Annotated in this window: 16 protein-coding genes and 1 tRNA gene; 9 read left to right on the forward strand and 8 right to left on the reverse strand. The window is 36.5% G+C overall.

From position 1 onward, the window contains the following. The first annotated feature begins 114 nt into the window (after positions 1-114). Positions 115-2574 (forward strand): SIR2 family protein, encoded by a 2460-nt coding sequence (locus QZL88_RS11480; protein WP_296941306.1) that lies wholly within the window; start codon positions 115-117, stop codon positions 2572-2574. A gap of 132 nt (positions 2575-2706) precedes the next feature. Here the strand turns inward: QZL88_RS11480 and QZL88_RS11485 are convergent, their stop codons facing one another. Further along, the gene (locus tag QZL88_RS11485) at positions 2707-4461 is read right to left on the reverse strand and encodes a DNA polymerase III subunit gamma/tau (protein WP_296941307.1); all 1755 of its coding nucleotides are present in this window, start codon (positions 4459-4461) and stop codon (positions 2707-2709) included. A 225-nt stretch (positions 4462-4686) separates the two neighbouring features. Here QZL88_RS11485 and QZL88_RS11490 point away from each other — a divergent pair. The 3 genes from QZL88_RS11490 to QZL88_RS11500 all read left to right on the forward strand — a co-directional run bounded on the left by QZL88_RS11490 (position 4687) and on the right by QZL88_RS11500 (position 7670). Beyond that, positions 4687-4771 (forward strand) — tRNA-Leu (locus tag QZL88_RS11490). A gap of 256 nt (positions 4772-5027) precedes the next feature. Then, the gene (locus QZL88_RS11495) at positions 5028-6065 is read left to right on the forward strand and encodes a site-specific integrase (RefSeq protein ID WP_296941309.1); all 1038 of its coding nucleotides are present in this window, start codon (positions 5028-5030) and stop codon (positions 6063-6065) included. Positions 6066-6308: 243 nt separating this feature from the next. Next, entirely contained in the window at positions 6309-7670 is a 1362-nt protein-coding gene (locus tag QZL88_RS11500; RefSeq protein WP_006800576.1) for a site-specific integrase, read from the forward strand. A 312-nt stretch (positions 7671-7982) separates the two neighbouring features. On the opposite strand, the gene QZL88_RS11505 is transcribed toward QZL88_RS11500, so the two are convergent. The 4 genes from QZL88_RS11505 to QZL88_RS11520 all read right to left on the reverse strand — a co-directional run bounded on the left by QZL88_RS11505 (position 7983) and on the right by QZL88_RS11520 (position 10356). Next, the gene (locus QZL88_RS11505; RefSeq protein ID WP_006800577.1) at positions 7983-8282 is read right to left on the reverse strand and encodes a helix-turn-helix domain-containing protein; all 300 of its coding nucleotides are present in this window, start codon (positions 8280-8282) and stop codon (positions 7983-7985) included. A gap of 3 nt (positions 8283-8285) precedes the next feature. After that, positions 8286-8453: a helix-turn-helix domain-containing protein gene (locus QZL88_RS11510; RefSeq protein ID WP_083820975.1), complete on the reverse strand. Its 168-nt coding sequence runs from the start codon at positions 8451-8453 to the stop codon at positions 8286-8288. Between the two features lie 151 nt (positions 8454-8604). Beyond that, positions 8605-8907: a DUF3408 domain-containing protein gene (locus QZL88_RS11515; RefSeq protein WP_006800580.1), complete on the reverse strand. Its 303-nt coding sequence runs from the start codon at positions 8905-8907 to the stop codon at positions 8605-8607. A 501-nt stretch (positions 8908-9408) separates the two neighbouring features. Continuing rightward, positions 9409-10356 (reverse strand): hypothetical protein, encoded by a 948-nt coding sequence (locus QZL88_RS11520; RefSeq protein ID WP_296941316.1) that lies wholly within the window; start codon positions 10354-10356, stop codon positions 9409-9411. Between the two features lie 643 nt (positions 10357-10999). On the opposite strand from QZL88_RS11520, the gene mobC reads away from it, so the two are divergent. Both mobC and QZL88_RS11530 read left to right on the forward strand, forming a co-directional pair. Then, positions 11000-11338, forward strand: coding sequence for a plasmid mobilization relaxosome protein MobC (gene mobC / locus QZL88_RS11525; protein WP_044216445.1), 339 nt, complete (start codon positions 11000-11002; stop codon positions 11336-11338). Further along, a complete protein-coding gene (locus QZL88_RS11530) occupies positions 11328-12641 on the forward strand; it encodes a relaxase/mobilization nuclease domain-containing protein (protein ID WP_006800584.1) in 1314 nt (437 codons plus the stop codon). The genes mobC and QZL88_RS11530 overlap by 11 nt, the downstream gene beginning before the upstream one ends. Before the next feature lie 441 nt (positions 12642-13082). Here QZL88_RS11530 and QZL88_RS11535 read toward each other — a convergent pair whose 3' ends face one another. From QZL88_RS11535 to QZL88_RS11545, 3 genes are all read right to left on the reverse strand, one after another. Beyond that, positions 13083-13274, reverse strand: a complete 192-nt coding sequence (locus tag QZL88_RS11535; RefSeq protein ID WP_006800585.1) for a hypothetical protein — start codon at positions 13272-13274, stop codon at positions 13083-13085. A gap of 80 nt (positions 13275-13354) precedes the next feature. Next, entirely contained in the window at positions 13355-13891 is a 537-nt protein-coding gene (locus tag QZL88_RS11540; protein ID WP_006800586.1) for a Crp/Fnr family transcriptional regulator, read from the reverse strand. Between the two features lie 432 nt (positions 13892-14323). Further along, positions 14324-16321, reverse strand: coding sequence for a BCCT family transporter (locus QZL88_RS11545; RefSeq protein WP_296941321.1), 1998 nt, complete (start codon positions 16319-16321; stop codon positions 14324-14326). Positions 16322-16766: 445 nt separating this feature from the next. Here QZL88_RS11545 and nhaA point away from each other — a divergent pair, with 445 nt between their 5' ends. The 3 genes from nhaA to QZL88_RS11560 all read left to right on the forward strand — a co-directional run bounded on the left by nhaA (position 16767) and on the right by QZL88_RS11560 (position 20290). Continuing rightward, a complete protein-coding gene (gene nhaA, locus QZL88_RS11550) occupies positions 16767-18092 on the forward strand; it encodes a Na+/H+ antiporter NhaA (protein ID WP_291028323.1) in 1326 nt (441 codons plus the stop codon). 3 nt (positions 18093-18095) lie between these two features. Next, complete coding sequence (locus QZL88_RS11555) at positions 18096-19490, forward strand: potassium transporter TrkG (RefSeq protein ID WP_291028321.1); 1395 nt, start codon at positions 18096-18098, stop codon at positions 19488-19490. Positions 19491-19591: 101 nt separating this feature from the next. After that, a complete protein-coding gene (locus QZL88_RS11560) occupies positions 19592-20290 on the forward strand; it encodes a TrkA family potassium uptake protein (protein WP_291028318.1) in 699 nt (232 codons plus the stop codon). Positions 20291-20383 lie beyond the last annotated feature (93 nt).

Raw genomic sequence — 20383 nt, forward strand, 5'->3', positions numbered from 1 at the left:
AAAGTATGCAAAGTGTATTTGAATATAAATTCTATTACTAATAAAAGATGCATAATTTAAAAAAAATAAAAAAAATATTTTTAAATTTACATTAATTTATACAAATCTGATGCTATGACTTTAGAAAATGCAGTAGATAATATTCTTTCAGGAGAATGTATTCTTTTTACAGGTGCTGGATATTCATTTGGAACAACTAATTTGAATAACAATAATCCTAAAAATGGGGGAAGATTAACGTCATTTTTATATTCAGAATGTGGCATTGTAGAGAATGATTTTGACTTGAAAAATGCATCTGAAATATATCAAGAAACCCATGGGGAATCAAAACTTATAGAATTATTACGAAAGGAATTTACAATAAAAGAAGTTAGTCCTAACCATAGGGTGATAGCCTCATTGCCATGGAAAAGAGTATACACTACAAATTATGATAATTCTTTAGAGTTGTCTTTCACGCAAGAGAGTAAACTTCTTACAGGAATAACTATTAATGAAAAAATAAATCAATATTTAGATAAAAGAACATTTTGTGTCCATTTAAACGGTTTTATAGAGAACTTAACCCCATCAAAGCTTAGAAATGAGTTTAAATTAACGAATTCAAGTTATTTAACTAGCGATTTTTTAAGAAGTCCATGGATAGACCTATTTAGACATGATATTCAAAATTCTAAGGCTGTACTTTTTATAGGATTTTCATGTGAAGGGGATTTAGACATTTCTAGAATTATTGCAGAATATACCACCCATGATAACATTTTCTTTATTGTAAAAAAAGGAGAGAGTGGTTTGTCTATTAGGAAATTAGAGAGATATGGTAAAGTATTTGATCTTGAATTAGAAGGGATAAGCTTGTTAATAAATGAGAGAAAAAAACAATATATCCCAACGGAATCAACTTTTTTAGAACCGAGATCATTTGAGAAGGTAATAAATAATTCTAAAGTTCCCCAACTCAAAGATAAAAATGTTATAGATCTTTTTTATAAAGGTGTGTTAGATAGTGGATTGATTAATTACTCTATTATGGATAATGTGAAGTATCCTTATTACATAAAGAGAAAACAGATTAACGACATCATAGAATATATTAACGATGGCGGTCGTAATATATTATTGCATTCAGATTTAGGTAATGGAAAGACCTTAATGGTTCAAGGGATTGCGAATGAGTTGACCAGAATAGGGTATGAAGTTTATTTTTTCAAAAAAGTATACACTAATACTAATGAAGAAATAGAATCTTTATGCAGAAATAAACCAAAATCTGTTATTATTATAGAAAATTATTCTAATAACTTGGACTTATTAAAAAGAATAAATCTTTTCAGAACGGAAGAGACAATAATAATAGTAACAGAAAGAAGTATATCGAACGATACAAACTATTTATTGTTAGAAAAATTTATATTCGGAGATTCAACAAATTATTTAACTAAAAATATAAATATCCTTTCTGATGAAGAAATAGAAGCACTTATCAAAATTGCAGATCTTTATGGTTTGTGGGGAGAAAACGCTCCTTCTTCTATTGAGAGGAAAAAGTCAATTTTCATAAATAAATATGATAGTTCATTTAGATTGTTTTTATTAGCTTTATTGGAATCCCCTGATATAAAAGAGCGCTTTAATAAATTATTGTTATCAATAAAAGATGCTAATGAATCTTTTTTTCAAGCAACACTTCTTATACTGTCTAGCCATCTTTTTGATTTCAACTTGAATTTTGATGATCTCATTAATATATTGGATGACGAATTGCTTGAAAACCCATCTTTTTACAATAATGATAGATTATTAGAGATAATTGATTTTAAAAGTCAGAGCTTTCTAGTTCGTTCTTCTGTGTTAGCAGAGTCTTTACTTGTTAAAAATCAATTTCATGATGAATTGATTGATTTATTGATAACAGTAGTAAAGAGATTAGATGTAAGGTTGTATGATAAAAATAGTTTTCAAATAATAAAAAGTATAACATCTTTTTCGAGGCTTCAGAATATTTTTAACCTTAATGAGAATCCTAAATATAGACCAATAATATTAGGCTTTTTTGAGGAAGTAAAAAGTACTCATTATGCAAAAAAGAACCCTCATTTTTGGTTGCAATATGCAATTGCGAAATTGTCAATCAGGGACTACCCCATTGCAAAAAAATATTTTGATACGGCATATGGCTTTGCCAAAGAGGATTCTAATTTTGAAACATTCCAAATTGATAATCATTATGCAAGATACTTGATTGAAAATGAGATCATCAATGGATCAATAGAATCATGTATGGATATTTTTATTCAGGTTCATAATATTTTATCAAATAGAAATGATGCTAATGCAAATCGACACTATCCTATCAGGGTTGCTATAAACTATGGGAGATTTTATGATACATATTATGCTAATATTAGCGAACAAGACCAAAAAGTTTTTCTTTTATCGTGCAGAGAAATGAAAGACAGAATTGATCAGTATAAGAAAATCACTCATGTGAAGAATATTCATAAAAGTGTAAAAAAATGTGAAGAAGAACTTTTTCGTATTTTTCAGAAAGAAAGAATTTCTTTGTTATAACATTAGCCTCTAGTTTTTGAGTTTCTTTAATGGATTGGCCTTAATAAGCTATTTCTGAAAGTTATGACTTACTTTGCTTTTGGGTGACTATGAGTCATTATGGGGGGACTTCCAATAATTTGGTTATTATTTTTATGAAAGCTCCAAACCGAATTCGTCTTTCAACCGGCGAAGACTTTCATTCTCTTCCATCATCAGATTGAATTTCTCGGCTGGAGTAAAGGCAAGTTTCTTCTCATTGTCCTCACTTATACGAACTTGCATTTTTATATGGGTATTGCGAAGCTGCGTTCTCAATTTTATCAGAATATCCATTCTGTGTTCTAACAATCGTTGCTCCTGTACGGGATTATTAACCACAACCTCAAATAATGTATTTTCTATAAGATTTGGCAAGCAGTTGAGCATTGTGTTCTTTAGATGATGTTCCTCTGTAAGGGCTTCGGCAAATGCTTTCCATTCATTGATGAGCTGGAGAGGGGTAAATCTTTCATTTAAAGATTCGACTTTCACTTCAACCTTTGCTTCTTCTTCCTTTTTCTGGCCAAAAGCTGATATGGAGATACCTAATCCCCCTGCTGACAATGGCTTTGGGGTATTTATGGTTGGCGTACTGCTTGTAGGCTGAGACGTACTTGGGATATTTCTTGTAACGGGTGCTGGAGCTGTAGCAGGCCGGCTATTTTGAGGTAGCGGAGTTGTCTGATTTGTTGGAGGAGTCTGTTTGGCCTCCTGTTGCGAAAATATAGGATCAATTACCTGCTTTTTTTTTTGATCTTCCAAGCCTGTCTGAGGGGAAGATAGTTGACATAGTCGTATGACGGTCAGATCGGATAGTAGCCGCTTGTTTCGGCTTAGCCTGTAATTGAGATCACTTTCGTTTACTATATCTATTGCCTTGTAGAGAAATTCGTTGTTGCATTTCCTGGCGGTCTCAATGTATCTGTCACGGATAGAAGCACCCACTTCAAACAATTCAGCCGTCTTCGGGTCTTTACATAGAAGCAGGTCTCTGAAATGAGAGGCAATGCCAGTTATTACATTGTTGCCGTCAAAGCCTTTACTCAATATTTCATTTAATATGAGCAGGCCATCCACAACATTGTTGGCAAGGATACAGTCAGTAAGCCTGAAATAGTATTCATAATCCAGTACATTCAGGTTTTCTATAACCGCCTTGTATGTTACATTTCCTCCTGTGAAACTAACCACCTGGTCAAAAATAGATAATGCATCACGCATTCCCCCATCGGCTTTTTGGGCCAGTACATTCAAGGCTTCGGGCTCTGTCTGTACATTTTCCTGAGACGCTACATATTGGAGGTGCTCGACGGTATCTTTTATTGTAATGCGGCTGAAGTCATATATTTGGCAACGGGACAAAATAGTAGGCAATATTTTATGCTTCTCCGTTGTTGCAAGGATAAAGATAGCATGATGCGGAGGCTCTTCCAACGTTTTAAGGAAAGCGTTGAATGCTGCTTGCGAAAGCATATGTACCTCGTCGATGATATACACCTTATATTTTCCGATCTGCGGAGGTATACGCACCTGTTCTATCAAAGAACGTATATCGTCTACCGAGTTGTTGGATGCAGCATCGAGTTCATGAATGTTAAAAGAGCGCTGTTCGTTGAACGCCACACATGATTCGCACTGATTACATGCTTCGCCGTCTGCTGCTGGTGAAAGGCAATTGATAGTTTTAGCGAAGATACGTGCACAGGTTGTTTTTCCTACTCCACGCGGACCGCAGAACAGGTAGGCATGTGCCAGTTTCCCTGAAGCAATCGCATTTTTGAGAGTAGTGGTCAATGCGCGTTGCCCGACAACTGAGTTGAAAGTCATAGGGCGGTATTTACGTGCTGAAACTATATAGTTATCCATCTCAATTTCTTCTTTAGCAGGACAAAGCTATGAAAAAAAACGGAAAGAAAAAAGCTAAAATTTACCCGAAAGCATTAACTTAAAAATTGTATGTCTGTTCCGGGTTTCCGGGTCTTTTCCAAACTTATACGATCTTATTTTTGTCAAAAATTCTATTTTTTGCATATAAAGCATTGTTATTAGAAAAATAATTATACCTTTGTACCCGCTAACGCGATTAGCTACGCGGATGTGGCGTAATTGGTAGCCGCGCCAGACTTAGGATCTGGTGCCGTGAGGCGTGGGGGTTCGAGTCCCTTCATCCGCACCAAGCTGAAAGGCAAAAAAAAGAAAAACCCTGATAATTAAACAATTATCGGGGTTTTGTATTTTTATAATACCGCTCAAATTTACAATTTAACGCATTTTTACCATAAAACCTGTAACTAAATCGTAACTCTAAATTAGAGATACAAAATAGTTACGATTTAGTTACGACTTTGATTGTAATTCATTCTTATACAGCACTTTGCATAGCATAAAATCTAACTTGATTTTTTAATTTTACAACCAAAAAAAGCATGTTTATGATTAAAGAAGAAGTTAAAAACAGGAGCACATTCAGTGTAATGTGCTACCTCAAAAAGAATGAATTAAAAAACGCGGAATGTGCCGTATATATCCGTATAACAGTGAAAGGGCAACTTGTGGGATTTAGCTTGCAGGAATCAATACTTCCTTCACTATGGAGCCAACCCAAAGAAAGATGCAAAGGCAAAGACCGTAAATCAGTTGAGTTGAATGATAAAATTGATTCGGTTAAATTAAAACTAAAGCAAATACACAAAGAGCTGGAGCTTGAAGGAAAGCCTGTAACCGCTCAGATTATAAAAGATATCTATTTTGGTAATTCTCCTTTTGTCAAGACAAAGACTATATTGGATATTCATAAGGAGCATAATGAAAGATGCAAAAAATTAGTCGGTATAGATTATTCCCAGTCCACTATGTACAAGTTTGATACATCATTAAAGTACCTTACAGAATTCATGAAAAGTGCATTAAAGATTGATGATGCAGATATAAATGAAATTAAAGAGGATTTTATCCGCAAATATGAGTTGTATCTAAAGGTCAATAAAGGGCTTTCTAATAACACAACCATTAAGCAGCTTAAAATCTTCAAAAAGATGATTCGTATAGGACTTGCTAATGACTGGATTCAAAAAGACCCTTTCTATAATCTGAAGTTCAGGCAAGATGAAGTACATATCGGGTTCCTTACAAAAAGCGAACTTGAAATGTTAATAAACAAGACGATAGATAATGAGAGATTATCGCAGGTAAAAGATGTATATGTTTTTTGTTGCTTTACCGGATTAGCCTTTGTCGATGTGAAAAGTTTAGAACCAGAACATATAACAACAGACAACGAAGATGTAATATGGATTCGTAAGCCCCGGATGAAAACAAATAATATGAGTAGTATCCCTTTATTGGATATCCCGAAAAGGATATTAGAAAAATATTCTACGAATATTAACTGCATGAGAAAAAAACAACTTTTACCGGTACCCTCAAATGCAAAGATGAATGTTTATCTGAAGGAAACAGCAGTCATTTAGAAAAGGGAGAGCAAATGACGGTAATTAAAACTTAATCAGCGGATTAAGCAAAACGGTTCTTTTGACCAAAAGAGAATAAATGCACAAAAAAGCAAAGTTGGCGGTGAGTTCAGTTACCAAATCGTTACCTGAGTAACTTTGTTGAATTGGAGTTTATTCGTCACTTATTCAATAGTTTGCGTAATTTTGCATAGCACTGGATAACTCTAAGTAAACTAAATTTGTAATTAAAAAATTAGAGTTATGGCAAGAAGTACATTTAAGGTTTTGTTCTATCTTAAAAAGAACAATTTAAAAGATGGTAAAGCCCCTGTGATGGGAAGAATCACTGTAAACAGTACCATCTCACAGTTTAGCTGTAAGCTAAACATCAAGCCCGAGCTTTGGGATACCAAAGCAAACCGAGCATCAGGCAAAAGTCTTGAAGCACAGAAAATCAATCAGAAGCTAGACAACATCAAAACCCAAATCGGCAAGCAATACCAAAGTATCTGTGACAAGGATAATTTTGTTTCTGCTGAAAAAGTTAAAAACGCATATTTGGGTTTCGGTGATGAGTTCCGAACATTCTTTTCCATTGCTGATGAGTTCTACGAAAGCTATGCTAAACGTGTAGGCAAAGATCGCACCGAAGGCTCTTACGAACAGCTGATTATCAATCGCAGGAGAGTAGAGATGTTTCTTCGGGACAGATATAATCTTTCCGATATTCCAATCAAGGAAATAGAGCCTCAATTTATTGAGGACTATTATGCCTATTTGTTGGAAGAACGCAAGCTGGCAGGCAGTACTTTGCTTACTGCTGTAACCAAGCTGAAACAAATCATGTTGATTGCTCAACGCAAGGGCTATATCCATGTCAATCCTTTTGCCAGCTTTCGATTCAAAGCCCAGACTCGGGATAGAGGTTATTTGACCGAAGATGAACTTCGAAGGTTTATGACTGTGGAACTCAGAAGATACAAGCAACGTCAGATTCGAGATATTTTCGTCTTTCAGTCATTTACGGGTTTGGCTTACGCAGATGTCAAGAAATTGACCTTTGATGATATTCAAACCTCTTTCGATGGCGAATTGTGGCTGATAGCTAAACGCAAGAAAACTAACGCTACGTTCTATGTCAAATTATTGCCAATAGCCAAACAACTCATTGAACAATATCGCCTTGTAGCTAAAAATAATTTTGTATTTCCTGTACCAAGCCACAGCGATAATATGAATCGTTGCCTTCAACGTATAGCCAAATTATGCGGTGTAAATAAGCGAGTTACGTCACATATGGGGCGCCATACAATGGCTACAACAGTGTGCCTCTCGCAAGGTGTACCCATCGAAACAGTCTCTCAGATGCTTGGGCACAGCTGCATAACTACGACTCAAATTTATGCCAAAATCACCAACGACAAGATAAGTAAAGATATGGCGGTATTGACAGATAAAATCGGGGATAAGTATAAATTGGAAACAGATCGACCTCAATCCGATTTCAGAAACATCAAACGAATCACTAAAAAGCAAAAAGAAATGTTGCCCCGAAAAAAGAGAGAAAATAACCCCGTTAATCCATCAACTTATATCATCCCCAAATGGGCTAAGGTGGAATAGAATAAGAACAATGATGGTCAGCTCAGCCCTTTTGTTGCAGGAGAAGGTCACTTCTTACAAGGCAAACAAGTCAAGCCCGAAGCCCTACGGGTCGAAAACGAAAATCTCCATCCTCTGGGATAGTATTTTCGCCCCGAGGCTTGCTTGTTTCCTTGCTCGAAGTGTATAGAAATATCCTGCAACGAAAATGACTGACCCGACGATGACGCATATCTTCAAACTAAAACAAGCATCCCTGATTAACATCAAGAATGCTTGTTTTCATTTTATGCGTAAGTGGCAACTCAACTCCCTCTCCTTAGAATCTGCATATCAAAAGGGCAATTCTGGCGATTGGTAGTTATTATGCAATACCTCTTGAAGTTCTTTCTCGGGATAAAGTATTTTCCCACCAATCGTTGTATAACAGATCATTCGCTTATCTCGCAGAGTTTGAAGCGTTCGAGGTGAGATATGGAGATACTCCATTACTTCCTCTCCACTCAGATACCGTTCGTCTGCCAATGTTGGGCGATGCTTGTCTCTAACATCCTGCACATCTTCAATGGATTGCTCTATCTGCTCCAAAAGTTCCTTGAACTCTTCAGACTCGTAATTGATAAATTTATCCATAAGTTACTTTTTGGCTGGTTTAATTTCTGTTTGGAGTAGGCAATGAGTATCCTCTTCCTTGTAATAGACCTTACCACCTAACATTGCAAATGGTATCTTACCATTATTCCGCCAAGTCTGCAAAGTACGTTTCGAGATTCCCAAAGCACGGCAGACATCTGCCGAATCCATTCATCCGTCTCTGGGATTGGAACAATAGACGGCTCTTAATGCAGCCATATCAGAGGTTAATCTACTAATCTGTCGTTTTAACAGTTCCCATGTATGTAAATCGATACAAACAATCTCCATAATGATTCTATTTAGTTGTTATTTTTTCGTTTTACTCTTTATCATTATTAAATGTACTTGCCAAAGAACGTTTTAACCCTTCATTAGCAGCACGAGTTATCAACTCTTTGTTTTGCAACAAGTGATCCGCAAGAATATTCGATAACAGCATAGTCGGAGTGATCTCGGGTACAATATGTTGCAGCGAGGCAACAAGCATCTGGAGTTTCTCTTTCATCCGAACATCTATATAGACCGGAGTATAATCCTTGATCTTTCGTGTTGTCAAAAATCGGTTGGTATATTCTTCCTCGTCTTTTTTACGAGAGGGTTTTGCCTTGGTGGAATTTGGCATTCATGTGCTATTGCCAAACATATCGGATATATTTGGTTTCTCATCTACTGTTTTATCTTTTTCAATATCTTCACTCATAAGTTATTTGTTTTAAATGTTATAACTATTCCTGATAATACTTATATCTGTATTAGGCTTGTTTGTTTAGAATAATCAAATAACTCAAACATCTCTGATACGATTGGTCTTGCCCATGATTCTACATTTTCCGAAAGAATAAGCAGTATACAACTTTGTATATCGCTGTTTCCGAACTCAGGTGCAAGTATAGCACATTCCGGGGCTCTGCGCTGTGAGCATAACAGCATTACCTAACAGGTTATGTTTGTATGGCATTGATTATAAGAATGATTCAATTAGAGTCTATACTCAGAAAGGAGTAATTTGGGAATAGTGGTCAATCGACTGTTTTATGTTAATGTTCTCTATATAAGCAGATAGTGTAAGTTTGGGGAGAAGCGTAAATATTTATAGGAAATATAGCCTGATAATGTTTTTTAACTATTCGAGGTTAGATTTGTTTAGCTCATCTATCAGGGTATCTATATTTTCAAGCCCAAATATCTGTTCCCGTTTGTTACGGTTACGGCAGTTGAGTAGTTGTTGCATACCGATATAGTGTTTATTATCACCATACCGCTCTTTGTTACCCTCTGTACGAAAAGATATAAAGTCTTTATTGCCATCGCCAACCGATACCCATTTATCTTTGATGTATTTGTGCTCACTTAGTTGGTCAAGGAGATAGACCAATGTCTTTTGGTTGGTTACCTGTAGCGGTTCGGGGAGTTTCCCCGAAAGAAGTTTCTTCAGTTCAGATATTTTTATTTTTGAGCGAAACAATTTGAGAGCTTCTATGCAATCGGCTAATAATAGATATTGTTCTTTGCTAAGTTTGGGTTGGTAAGAACGCTTGGTAGATTTAGGCTTAACAATTGCTTTGGTCTCTTTGGCAATAGTAGTTTCCTGTATAGGTGTCTTTTCTTGAATAGCCTCTACTTTAGGCTTTGGAAGAAGCTTCTCATATTTGATGCACAAGCATTCCAAACTTACGAGGTCTACCAATTCTTGGAAATAGGGCAAATCAATTTTACTTAACTCTGTAGTATAGTTGCTTGGAGTTATCGTAGCTATTGGTTTGACAAACGTGCGATACCGATGATAAACATCTTTGCTTGTCTCATCATAAAAGTCACTATACCAGAGATAATCCTCTCTGCCATTACGAAGATATTTGGGTAAGCTCGCCAAAGGAGGATTGTTGCGGATGATATCCAGCACTTTGCTTTTATAATGGAGTATCTCTGCCTCTGTGAGTTGTGGCTGTGAGACCAAGCCAAGTGCTGTTTCATAGTTGATTGCCACAAAGTCATTGAGACTCTGCTGTACAACCCGAAATACTTCGGGAACATTGCTATCATAATCTATGTTTTGCTCTCCATTATACATGTACTAAAGATAGTAATATTACCAATAGGAGCAACAAGAGTGACTCTTTTTTGTCAGGCAACATGGCAAATAAAAGCATCCCCAAGCAAAGCTATACACATCATATTGTCAGTGATATAACTATCAAATATACGTTTTATATTTGCCAAAGTATCCATGTCGGATACATCTAATTTATACAACGATATGAGAAATTTAATCCACTTTCTACCATTTATTTGCTCCGGCTACCCTTGAAGAGCAATAGGCAATACATTGACAGTATTGCAACATCGGAAGTATCCGATAATACACTCCCTTCGGAGTGAAAATGTTGCCACCGATTCAAAAAACAAAGAGACCATCGCCTCTTTATTTTTTTCTCGTTGTCAAAGGAGCAAGGTAATCTTTCGGGTAACCCAAAAAGCTCTCCGAGACTTTTTGAATTACTACCGAAAAAACCTTGCTCTGCGAGGCAGTGACCACGCGAAACATAAATCCGGCGTTCCTTGAATTTATCCTCCGCTTGAAAATACGCTCACGTTGGTCGCCTATTTTAAGGTCACTTTACAGCCCTTTCGTTTCTCTCCCGATGGTCGCAAAACTGTCGGACTGTCCTGTACTTTGAGGTACAGGGAAGTTCATAACCTCAAATATAATGGTTATGGAGAATAGGAAGAAAAAGGGAAGACCGTCTAAAGGAGAAAACAAATTGACAGTCTCAATCAATCTGAAATTGACCCAAAAAGAATATAATTCCGTGAAAGGAAAATCAGATATATTGGGAATAAAACCGACACAATATGCTCGGGAGATGACTATTAATGGAGGTATCAAATCTCGCTTTACGTTGGAGGAACTCGACCTGATGCGGAAGCTGGCTGGTATGGCAAATAACCTGAACCAAGTAGCTAAGCGAGTGAACAGAAATGAGTTTCTGCAAGTAGGTTTAGACTTGGTTATACTGGCAGGTAAGATTAAAGAATTAGTAGATGATCGCTAAAAATATTAAAGGGAAATCGTTCAAGGGCTGTGTCAATTATGTGATAAATGACACAGCGGAATTACTCGAAGTCGAAGGTGTATTTGCGGATAGTACCAAAAGTATGATCCGCAGTTTTGCTATGCAACGCTCCGGCAGAAAGGAGATAAAACAGCCTGTCGGGCATATTCCGATATCCTTTGCTCCCGAAGATAGAGCAAGAATGACCAACGGTTTTATGCTCCAATTAGCCAAAGGATATATGCAAGAAATGGGAATCAAGAATACGCAATATATTATAGTCCGGCATCACAATACCGATAATGAGCACCTGCATATTGTATATAATCGAATCGATAATAACCTGAAGTTGATCTCTGTTAATCAGGATTATAAACGGAATATCAAGGTCTGTAAGAAACTAAAGGATAAGTATAATCTGACTTACGGTAAGGGAAGAGAAAATGTAAAACGAGAGAAATTAGATAATCCCGATAGGGTAAAGTATTATATTTACGATGCGATAAAATCAGTTTTACCGACTTGTAAGAATCCGGCTGCTCTACGATTTGCCCTTCAAGATTTGGGTATTGAGCTTATCTATAAACATAAAAGGACAACTGAAAATCAGGGGATTGGAATGGGCATAAATGAGATCGAGGGTGTATCGTTCAAATACGATAATGTCTGTTTCAAAGGCTCGGAGATTGATCGAAAATTTAGCTTTGGAAATCTGCGAAAGGAATTTGATAAGAATGTTTTGGAGGCAAGAAAACGAGGTCGGGAAGAACTTCTGCAACAACAAGCAGAGCAAAAAGCGAAACAGGAAGCAGAACTGAAAGCCCAAAAAGAGGCTGAATATAAAGCAAGAAAAGAAGCCGAAGCCACTCCGAAAAACACAAAGATTGGAGGGGTCGAGCTAACTACTGAACAGTGGAAAATATTGAAAGAGGGTGGATTTATCTATCTCGAAAACATGAAAAGTTCGAACGGACAAGTAGTATCGGCTTATGTTTTTACGGATGATAAACAGGAAAAAGTCTTTGTCTCCAAAGAACAGCCCGACAGTTTCGTTAAATATGGAAAGTACGAAATGCGTGTTCAGGATAAGATTTTGGTGGAAAATGGCTATATGACAAAGGCTAAAGTTAAGTGGTATGGCATCGGAACTTTTGCATATCCGTATTTGTGGAAAGAGAATAAAGATGACGTTGAATATAAGGAGTCATTTGGTGATCCGAGAGTGCCGAAGGAGAAAAAAGAAGAAGCGAAAAGACAGATTGTGATTCCGAAAGTGAAGAAAAATAGGGGCCCGAAATGGTAAGAAAGTCCTCTTGCAATTTTATTTGATATTTTTAATATCCTATACTCTCGTAGTTAGAATAGCATATTTTAAGAGAATAGAATCAACTGTATTCTAATGATAAAGCCTACAATGGCTAATAAAGCTATCAGCCTACTAAAGAAGAAAATATATTTGGCACTGTCCATTTATATAATTAACTTATGTCTTTTTTCTTCCATCCTAATCCTTTCATCATCAATGAAAATCGGGTAGTAATATGAATCAATATAAATACTATCATTACAAGACCAAGCCTATAATGCCACATCCCGATAGAGGAATTTCCACCTTCAAGAAATAAAATAAGAATAATCCCCGTAATCGTCTCCATTAAAAATAATACAGACAAGACTATTGTAACTTTGCTTTTTTTCCCTATCCCACTTTTTATAAAGTTTCTATACCATGCCCAATGTGCCTTTATGTGGAATCCTCCGACAGTAAGCGATAAAAATCCTGTAATAATGCCCAATACTCCCAGAGATCGTGATTGCTGGTATGTCCTGCTACATGTAGTTTCACCCCACTGTATATCAAGAGTAGAAATACAGGTATTAGAATTAAATCAATAATAAATATAGATTTTCCTTTTGTTAATGATATTTTTCTCATTCAGCCGATCTTTAAGTATTATAAATACAAAGGTCGGTAAGTGAAAAGGATTAAGACGATAACAATTGTAAAGAAATGAATTAAGTTCGCCTGTTTCTGATTCTGCTTAACGAAACGGGAGTTATGCCAAGATAGGATGCAATGTAATGTTGAGGAACTCTTTGCAATATATGTGGGTATTCTTTTAACAATTCCTCATATCTCTGTTGGGGAGTATTCTTTATACGTGACAGAAAGAGTTTTTGATAGGTGTGAAATCTATCTATTATTTTGTGTTCGTACTCTTGTTTGGCTTCCGGTCTTTTATTTACCAGGTCATAGAAATCTTTCTTACTGACAGTCCGAATTGTAGTAGGTTCTATACTCTCAAGAGAAAATAAACTAGGTTGTCCTGCGTACATACTATCAAATGAAGCAACGATACTTTCTTCAAAAAAGAATTGAAAAGTAATGTCTTTTCCCTCATTATAGAAGTATAGTCGTAAGCAACCTTTCTCAATATAATAGAGATTCTTGGCAACCTCTCCTTCGTTTAATAAAACCGTTTTTGAAGGTATTGTCCGTTGCTCGAAAGAATCTTTTATTCCGCTCCAAAATGATAACGTTATATGAGGCATAGATTTATATACATCTTTAAATCAAAAGATATAAAGTTAGTAAATATTTTTGTAATTCATGCTAAAACAGGGAATTGCCTCCCTGTCTTCAATTTATGTTACAGTCACTCAAAATAAGTTTCGTCTAATCTGCCAATACTTTACAATTAAAGAAGAACTCAAAATAAAAATCTCATACACTATAAATAGCGATATGCCTCTCTAAGATATCTTACCTAAGCTCTTCTACGAGCTTTATTTATAAGCTTTCTCTATCTTCCCAACCCTTTTTGTTGTTTTGGCTCTTTGATCTTTACCCCAATACTCTGTAAAAACTTCTTTTTCTGCTCCCTGAACCAATCCACATAATATATATCGTCAATCGCCAAACACTGCTTTTTCTCCTTATCCCGAGCAATAGAAACTACCGCCTCTTTCGCTTCAACGTTTTGCTTATGTTCTGGTGAATACAACTCTCCCGAATATGCGGCTTTCTGTCCCGACAATATNTTCATATTCTCTGAGGACATCAGCTATCACTTCCTCTTTTGTCATATACTGTATATCATTTCCTTTACGCCCATCATTAAAATAGGTAATCGGTATATAAGGCGTTTCCATATCAACATTCGGAGTATTCTCTTCCTCGATCATATACTCCGAGATCGTTTGAGGCTCAGCAACGACACCATATCGGAAATTTCGTATTTTATCATGCCTTATAAATAACTCTATGGATAGAGGAGTTTTTTTACCTGCTATTATTTGAGCTTCAATATCATTTTCGGATAACTCTTGCTGAAGTTCGCCGAATGCTTCTTTTACCGTGCCATTCAGGAAGTCCTTGACATCCCTCTTATGGGAAAATGTAAGTATTCTGTTCAGCCGTTCCTTCCATCTGCTCCCGTCCCATGCAATACTACCATAGGGCAGTTTGGTATTATGAAATAAATGATCGATTTGCAAAGCTTTCCATAAAGAAAAACATAAGAGTAGCATACTCAACCCAAAGGGTAATGCGGAAATGAGAGTCATCGTCTGCAGTGAGGCCAGACCTCCTGCCCGAAGCAGTGTAAGAGAGAGAATGATGAGCAGTACACCCCAAAATATATTTTGCCACTTCGGCGAGTTCTTTTTATCACCGGATGCTATACTGTTCATAACCAATATACCGGAGTCTGCCGAAGTAACAAAGAAAACACCAATCATCAAGATTGCTATTATATTCAATAAACCGGTGAGTGGAAAATATTCAAAAAAGCGAAACAGGAGAGTATCCGGATTGTTCGCCAATAGGCTCAATTCTCCATTTGCTACGAATTTATCCAGCCAAACACCACTACTGCCAAATATAGTCATCCATAAGAAATTGAATAAGGAAGGAATCAGTAGAACAGCTATAATAAACTCACGTATGGTACGCCCTTTCGATATACGTGCAATAAACAACCCAACAAACGGAGACCATGATATCCACCATGCCCAATACATAATTGTCCAGCCCGAGAACCAGCCCTGAGCTTCTGTTTCATAGGCAAAAGTATTAAAGGTTAGATTTGTTAAATTACTGATGTAATAACCGATACCTTCACTAAAAGTGCTAAGTATATATATTGTTGGTCCTGCAATCAAAATAAATACCATCAGAATAAAAGCAAGAGACAGATTTAGTTCACTTAATCGCTTCACACCTTTATCTACGCCTGTAAAAGCTGAAAATATAGCGATACCCATGACTACGATAACGATAATAGCCTGAAATGTAAAACTGTTCTCAGATACCAATCCTATACTTTGCAATCCTGCGTTTAGCTGTACTACACCAAATCCCAAAGTTGTCGCAATTCCGAAAAATGTACTGCACAGCGCAAAAGTATCCACAATATTTCCGATAGGACCATATATTTTATCTTTCAACAGAGGATATAAACCGCTTCGTATTGCCAACGGCAATTTATAGCGATAGGCAAAATAAGCTAATACCAATCCTACCACAGCATATATGGCCCAGGCATGTATTCCCCAATGGAAAAAAGTATATAGCTGGGCTTCCTTTGCCCGTTGAAGCGTATCGTCTATTGCCGGATTTGCATAATGAGACATTGTTTCTGCCACACCGAAATACATAAGCCCGATCCCCATACCGGCTGCAAACAGCATCGCTATCCATGAGAAAAAGCTGTACTTAGGCCGGGAATTATCCGAACCTAAGCGAATATTACCAAGTTTACTTAAAGCTATGATAATAAGAAACAGAACGAACAAAGTTACCATCAATACATAAACCCAACTCAGATTGTTGAAAAAATAGGTTTTTACAACCGACAGAGATTTGTTGGCTTGTTCGGGAAAAAAACCACAATAAAGCGATATGAAAAGTATAACAATAAGCCCCGGTAGAGCAACTGATTTGGTTAATGTGGTTCGAAATGAAAATTTGTTTTTTGTCATATTATTTATGTCTTTTTTGCTTTAAAGGGATAAAGAGGGAATCATATCTTCATCTTAAGCAGCTATTCTATTTGTAAATGGGACAAACAAAAGATGATACCCAAATAGTGAAATCTAAAACATAACCCCACGGCAGAACTCATCATTACAAATGATATAAATAGTTCTTAGGTGATAATAAGATTAAAAAAAGAGCTCAGGATATATAAAGAAAGGCAATAGATAATAATAAAACCGTTCCTGAACAGTACCGGATTTTCCGGTATTAAGAGCAAAAGTAGTAAAATTAGAGCTTGATCAAAAGTTAATTTATGTTTATGCACTCATTGTAAGGATTCTACACCTATTAAAATAGAGTTAATCGGTAATATTTTTTCTAGTCGAAAAAAATAAATTATTTTTGATGTTTATTAAAACATCAAAAATTCCCATAAAATCCGGATAGATGACAGGAGAAAAAAAAGAAGCTATCGATAAGGTAGTCCAACCCATTCAGCGGTTTATATTACAAGAAAAGGCCGGAGGTATAGTCCTCGGGCTGAGTGTTATCATAGCTATGATTTTAGCCAATTCCCCATGGTCGGAAGACTATTTCCATATATTGGAACATAAGCTGGGATTTATATTTGATGGAACACCTTTCTTTGAATATAGCATCCACCACTGGATTAATGACGGGTTGATGGCTGTTTTCTTCTTTGTTGTCGGCTTAGAACTCAAAAGGGAGATTGTTGGAGGAGAATTGTCCAATCCCCGCAAAGCCCTTTTGCCTATTGGTGCAGCAATCGGCGGTATGCTGGTACCTGCACTTATCTATATCGGATTTAATCCATCAGGAGAAGTTCATCACGGATGGGGAATACCGATGGCAACCGATATTGCTTTTGCTTTGGGCGTTTTGTACTTGTTAGGGAGTAAGATTCCACTATCGCTGAAAGTATTTCTTACAGCACTGGCAATTGTTGATGACTTGGGTGCAGTCTTGGTCATTGCATTTTTCTATACTTCTGACATCTCTTTCTTCAGCCTTGCTACAGGCTTTGCTTTTGCACTTATTATGTTTATAGGTAATAAAATGGGAGTCCGGAGTATTTTATTCTATGCCATTTTTGGTATTCTGGGAGTATGGACATCATTTCTCTTGTCAGGAGTACATGCTACAATAGCTTCTGTTATTGCAGCCTTTATGATTCCTGCCGATGTCAAAATAAGGGAAAATCTGTTTGTAGAAAGAATAAAGCACTATTTGAATAAGTTCAGGGAGGTCGATCCGAAGAACGAAATACCGACACTTACAAATGACCAATTGCATCTGTTAGAAGAAATAAAAATAGATACCAATAAAGCCATTCCTCCATTGCAACGCTTAGAACACAGGATGCATCCTTTAGTGACATTTGTTATCATTCCAATATTTGCTCTGGCCAATGCCGGTGTTTCACTGAATATTGATATGGAACAATTATTCAGTACGAATATAGCTCTTGGTGTAGGCTTAGGCTTGTTAGTGGGTAAGGTAGTGGGTGTTGTCGGCTTTACCCTTTTACTGATAAAGCTTAAAGTCGCACCCTTCCCTCAAGGAATGAATGTACGCAACCTGTTTGGTTTAGGATTGCTGGCATCTATCGGCTTTACCATGTCGCTATTTATCACATCGCTGGCATTTACTCATCCCGAATATATGGTACAGGCTAAGATCGGTATTTTTGCTGCTTCTATCATCGGGGGAGTGTTAGGATATATCACATTAAGCCGCTCAGTAAAAGCATAAATAATGTTGTCCCGAATAAAATATATCGGATTAAATCCGGCAAGATTGTTTGTTCTCAGTTTTTTAGGTTTGATTCTTATCGGAACAATCCTACTGTTACTACCCATATCCACGACAGGGAGTATCAGTCTGATCGATGCTCTTTTTACAACAACGAGTGCAGTCTGTGTAACAGGTCTGGTAGCATTGGATACAAGTAAAGATTTTACATTGTTCGGACAAACAGTCATCATGGTTATGATTCAAGCCGGAGGTTTGGGTATACTAACTTTCGCCAGTTACTTCAGCTACTTCTTTAAAGGAGGATCGTCTTATGAAGACCAACTGACAATAGGTAACATCTCGAATATAGAAAAGATCGATGAAATCTTTAAAACGTTAAAACGAATATTGATTATAACGATTGGCATCGAAGCTGTGGGGGCACTCTTTATCTTTACAAGTTTAAATCCTGCTTTAATACCTTACTTGGGTGACCGGATTTACTTTTCAGTATTCCATTCCATATCCTCTTTTTGCAATGCAGGCTTTTCCACATTGCCGCATGGTATCATGGAAAACGGATATGTGGATAATTATGGATTCCAATTGAGCCTGATATTTCTTTTCGTTCTCGGAGGATTAGGATTCCCTATTGTAATCAATTTGTTGAAATACCTGAAACATTTAATCCGCAGAACATTCTTACAGATTTTCAATCACAAAAAAGACGTTTACAAGCCCTGGGTGATGAAACTGGGAAGTAAGATCAACCTGATAACAACATTTTCTTTAATCGTTATCGGAACAATCCTTATTTTTATAAATGAATATAACAATATACTTGCTTCCCATCAGGGAGTCGGAAAATTTGTTACCGCATTATTTACAGCAACAACGCCCCGTACAGCCGGTTTCAATTCCATTGATTTTAATCAACTACATTTATCATCTTTGATTATCATAATCATTCTGATGTGGATCGGTGCTTCTCCTGCCTCTACAGGAGGAGGTATAAAAACGAGTACATTTGCAATAGCAGTATTGAATTTTATCAGTTTGGCCAGAGGACGAAAGAATATAGAAGTGTGTAGCCGGGAGGTATCCGAAACATCCATAAGACGTGCTTTTGCGGTGATGACACTTTCTGTTGTTGTCTTAGCAATAGGGTCATTACTTATTTCATATTTCGATGAAGGCTTGCGTTTATTAGATATTATCTTTGAATCGGTTTCGGCCTATAGTACGGTTGGATTGAGTTTGGGGATCACTCCCGGTTTAAGTTCTGCCAGTAAACTGGTGCTGATAATACTTATGTTTATAGGTCGTGTAACAACACTCACTTTGCTTATTGCTTTCTTTAAGCAGGTAAGGATGTCTAATTATACTTATCCATCAGAGGAGATATTGATTAATTAAGGTCTCAGACCTATTTATCATTTGGTAAGTATAATAAAAATAGGTAGTTATGATTCCAATATAGATTGTTAAAGTCTTACTGTTACTTAAAAAAAGAAAAGATGAAATATATTATTGTCGGACTCGGAGTATTTGGTTCTTCGCTTGCTGAAAAATTAGTATCACAGGGAAATGAAGTAATCGGAGTGGATACAAAGATGCAACGGGTAAATGAGCTGAAAGATAAGATAACACATGTTGCATGTTTAAATGTAACGGATGCAGCAGCAGTAGAAACACTGCCCTTAAAGAATACAGATGTGGTGATTGTCTGTATCGGAGAAGATCAGGGTGCTAATATAATGGCGACAGCTATGTTTAAAAACCTAGGCGTAAAACGGCTTATCGGAAGATCTTTGAATCCTCTGCAAGAGAATGTATTACAGGCAATCGGTGTGCATGAAATTGTCCGCCCGGAAGAAGAAACGGCTGAAAGATGGGCTAAGAAACTAACGCTCCGGGGAATGGTAGATTCTTTTGAGTTAAATGAGAATTACAGCATGGTAGAGGTTGTGGTTCCGGATATTCTCATTGGTAAGACAATCGAAGAAGTCGGCTTTCGTAAGGAATATAATATGCTCGTGTTGACTGTTATCAAAAATGTAGAAAAAAAGAGTATAATCGGGAAAACCAGAGTTGTTGCGGATGTACAGGGTATACCAAACCCCGATACAATGTTAGAAGAAAATGACATCTTGGTTGTTTACGGGTCGAACAAAGATATTAAACAATTTATAAGTAAGAACAAAAATCATAAATAGAATAAGTGTGATTGGTAAATATATAATTGATAAAAAAGAAGTACCTTTTCCGTAGAAATTCAAATCAGGAATACAGCCTGAATACTAATAATA

Origin of the sequence: uncultured Dysgonomonas sp. (assembly GCF_900079725.1) — a bacterium.
Taxonomy (GTDB): domain Bacteria; phylum Bacteroidota; class Bacteroidia; order Bacteroidales; family Dysgonomonadaceae; genus Dysgonomonas.

Coding starts and splice junctions, on each gene's coding strand:
- QZL88_RS11480 (WP_296941306.1), top strand. CDS start 115: ATGACTTTAGAAAATGCAGTAGATAATATTCTTTCAGGAGAATGTATT.
- QZL88_RS11485 (WP_296941307.1), bottom strand. CDS start 4,461: ATGGATAACTATATAGTTTCAGCACGTAAATACCGCCCTATGACTTTC.
- QZL88_RS11495 (WP_296941309.1), top strand. CDS start 5,028: ATGATTAAAGAAGAAGTTAAAAACAGGAGCACATTCAGTGTAATGTGC.
- QZL88_RS11500 (WP_006800576.1), top strand. CDS start 6,309: ATGGCAAGAAGTACATTTAAGGTTTTGTTCTATCTTAAAAAGAACAAT.
- QZL88_RS11505 (WP_006800577.1), bottom strand. CDS start 8,282: ATGGATAAATTTATCAATTACGAGTCTGAAGAGTTCAAGGAACTTTTG.
- QZL88_RS11510 (WP_083820975.1), bottom strand. CDS start 8,453: ATGGATTCGGCAGATGTCTGCCGTGCTTTGGGAATCTCGAAACGTACT.
- QZL88_RS11515 (WP_006800580.1), bottom strand. CDS start 8,907: ATGCCAAATTCCACCAAGGCAAAACCCTCTCGTAAAAAAGACGAGGAA.
- QZL88_RS11520 (WP_296941316.1), bottom strand. CDS start 10,356: ATGTATAATGGAGAGCAAAACATAGATTATGATAGCAATGTTCCCGAA.
- mobC (WP_044216445.1), top strand. CDS start 11,000: ATGGAGAATAGGAAGAAAAAGGGAAGACCGTCTAAAGGAGAAAACAAA.
- QZL88_RS11530 (WP_006800584.1), top strand. CDS start 11,328: ATGATCGCTAAAAATATTAAAGGGAAATCGTTCAAGGGCTGTGTCAAT.
- QZL88_RS11535 (WP_006800585.1), bottom strand. CDS start 13,274: ATGAGAAAAATATCATTAACAAAAGGAAAATCTATATTTATTATTGAT.
- QZL88_RS11540 (WP_006800586.1), bottom strand. CDS start 13,891: ATGCCTCATATAACGTTATCATTTTGGAGCGGAATAAAAGATTCTTTC.
- nhaA (WP_291028323.1), top strand. CDS start 16,767: ATGACAGGAGAAAAAAAAGAAGCTATCGATAAGGTAGTCCAACCCATT.
- QZL88_RS11555 (WP_291028321.1), top strand. CDS start 18,096: ATGTTGTCCCGAATAAAATATATCGGATTAAATCCGGCAAGATTGTTT.
- QZL88_RS11560 (WP_291028318.1), top strand. CDS start 19,592: ATGAAATATATTATTGTCGGACTCGGAGTATTTGGTTCTTCGCTTGCT.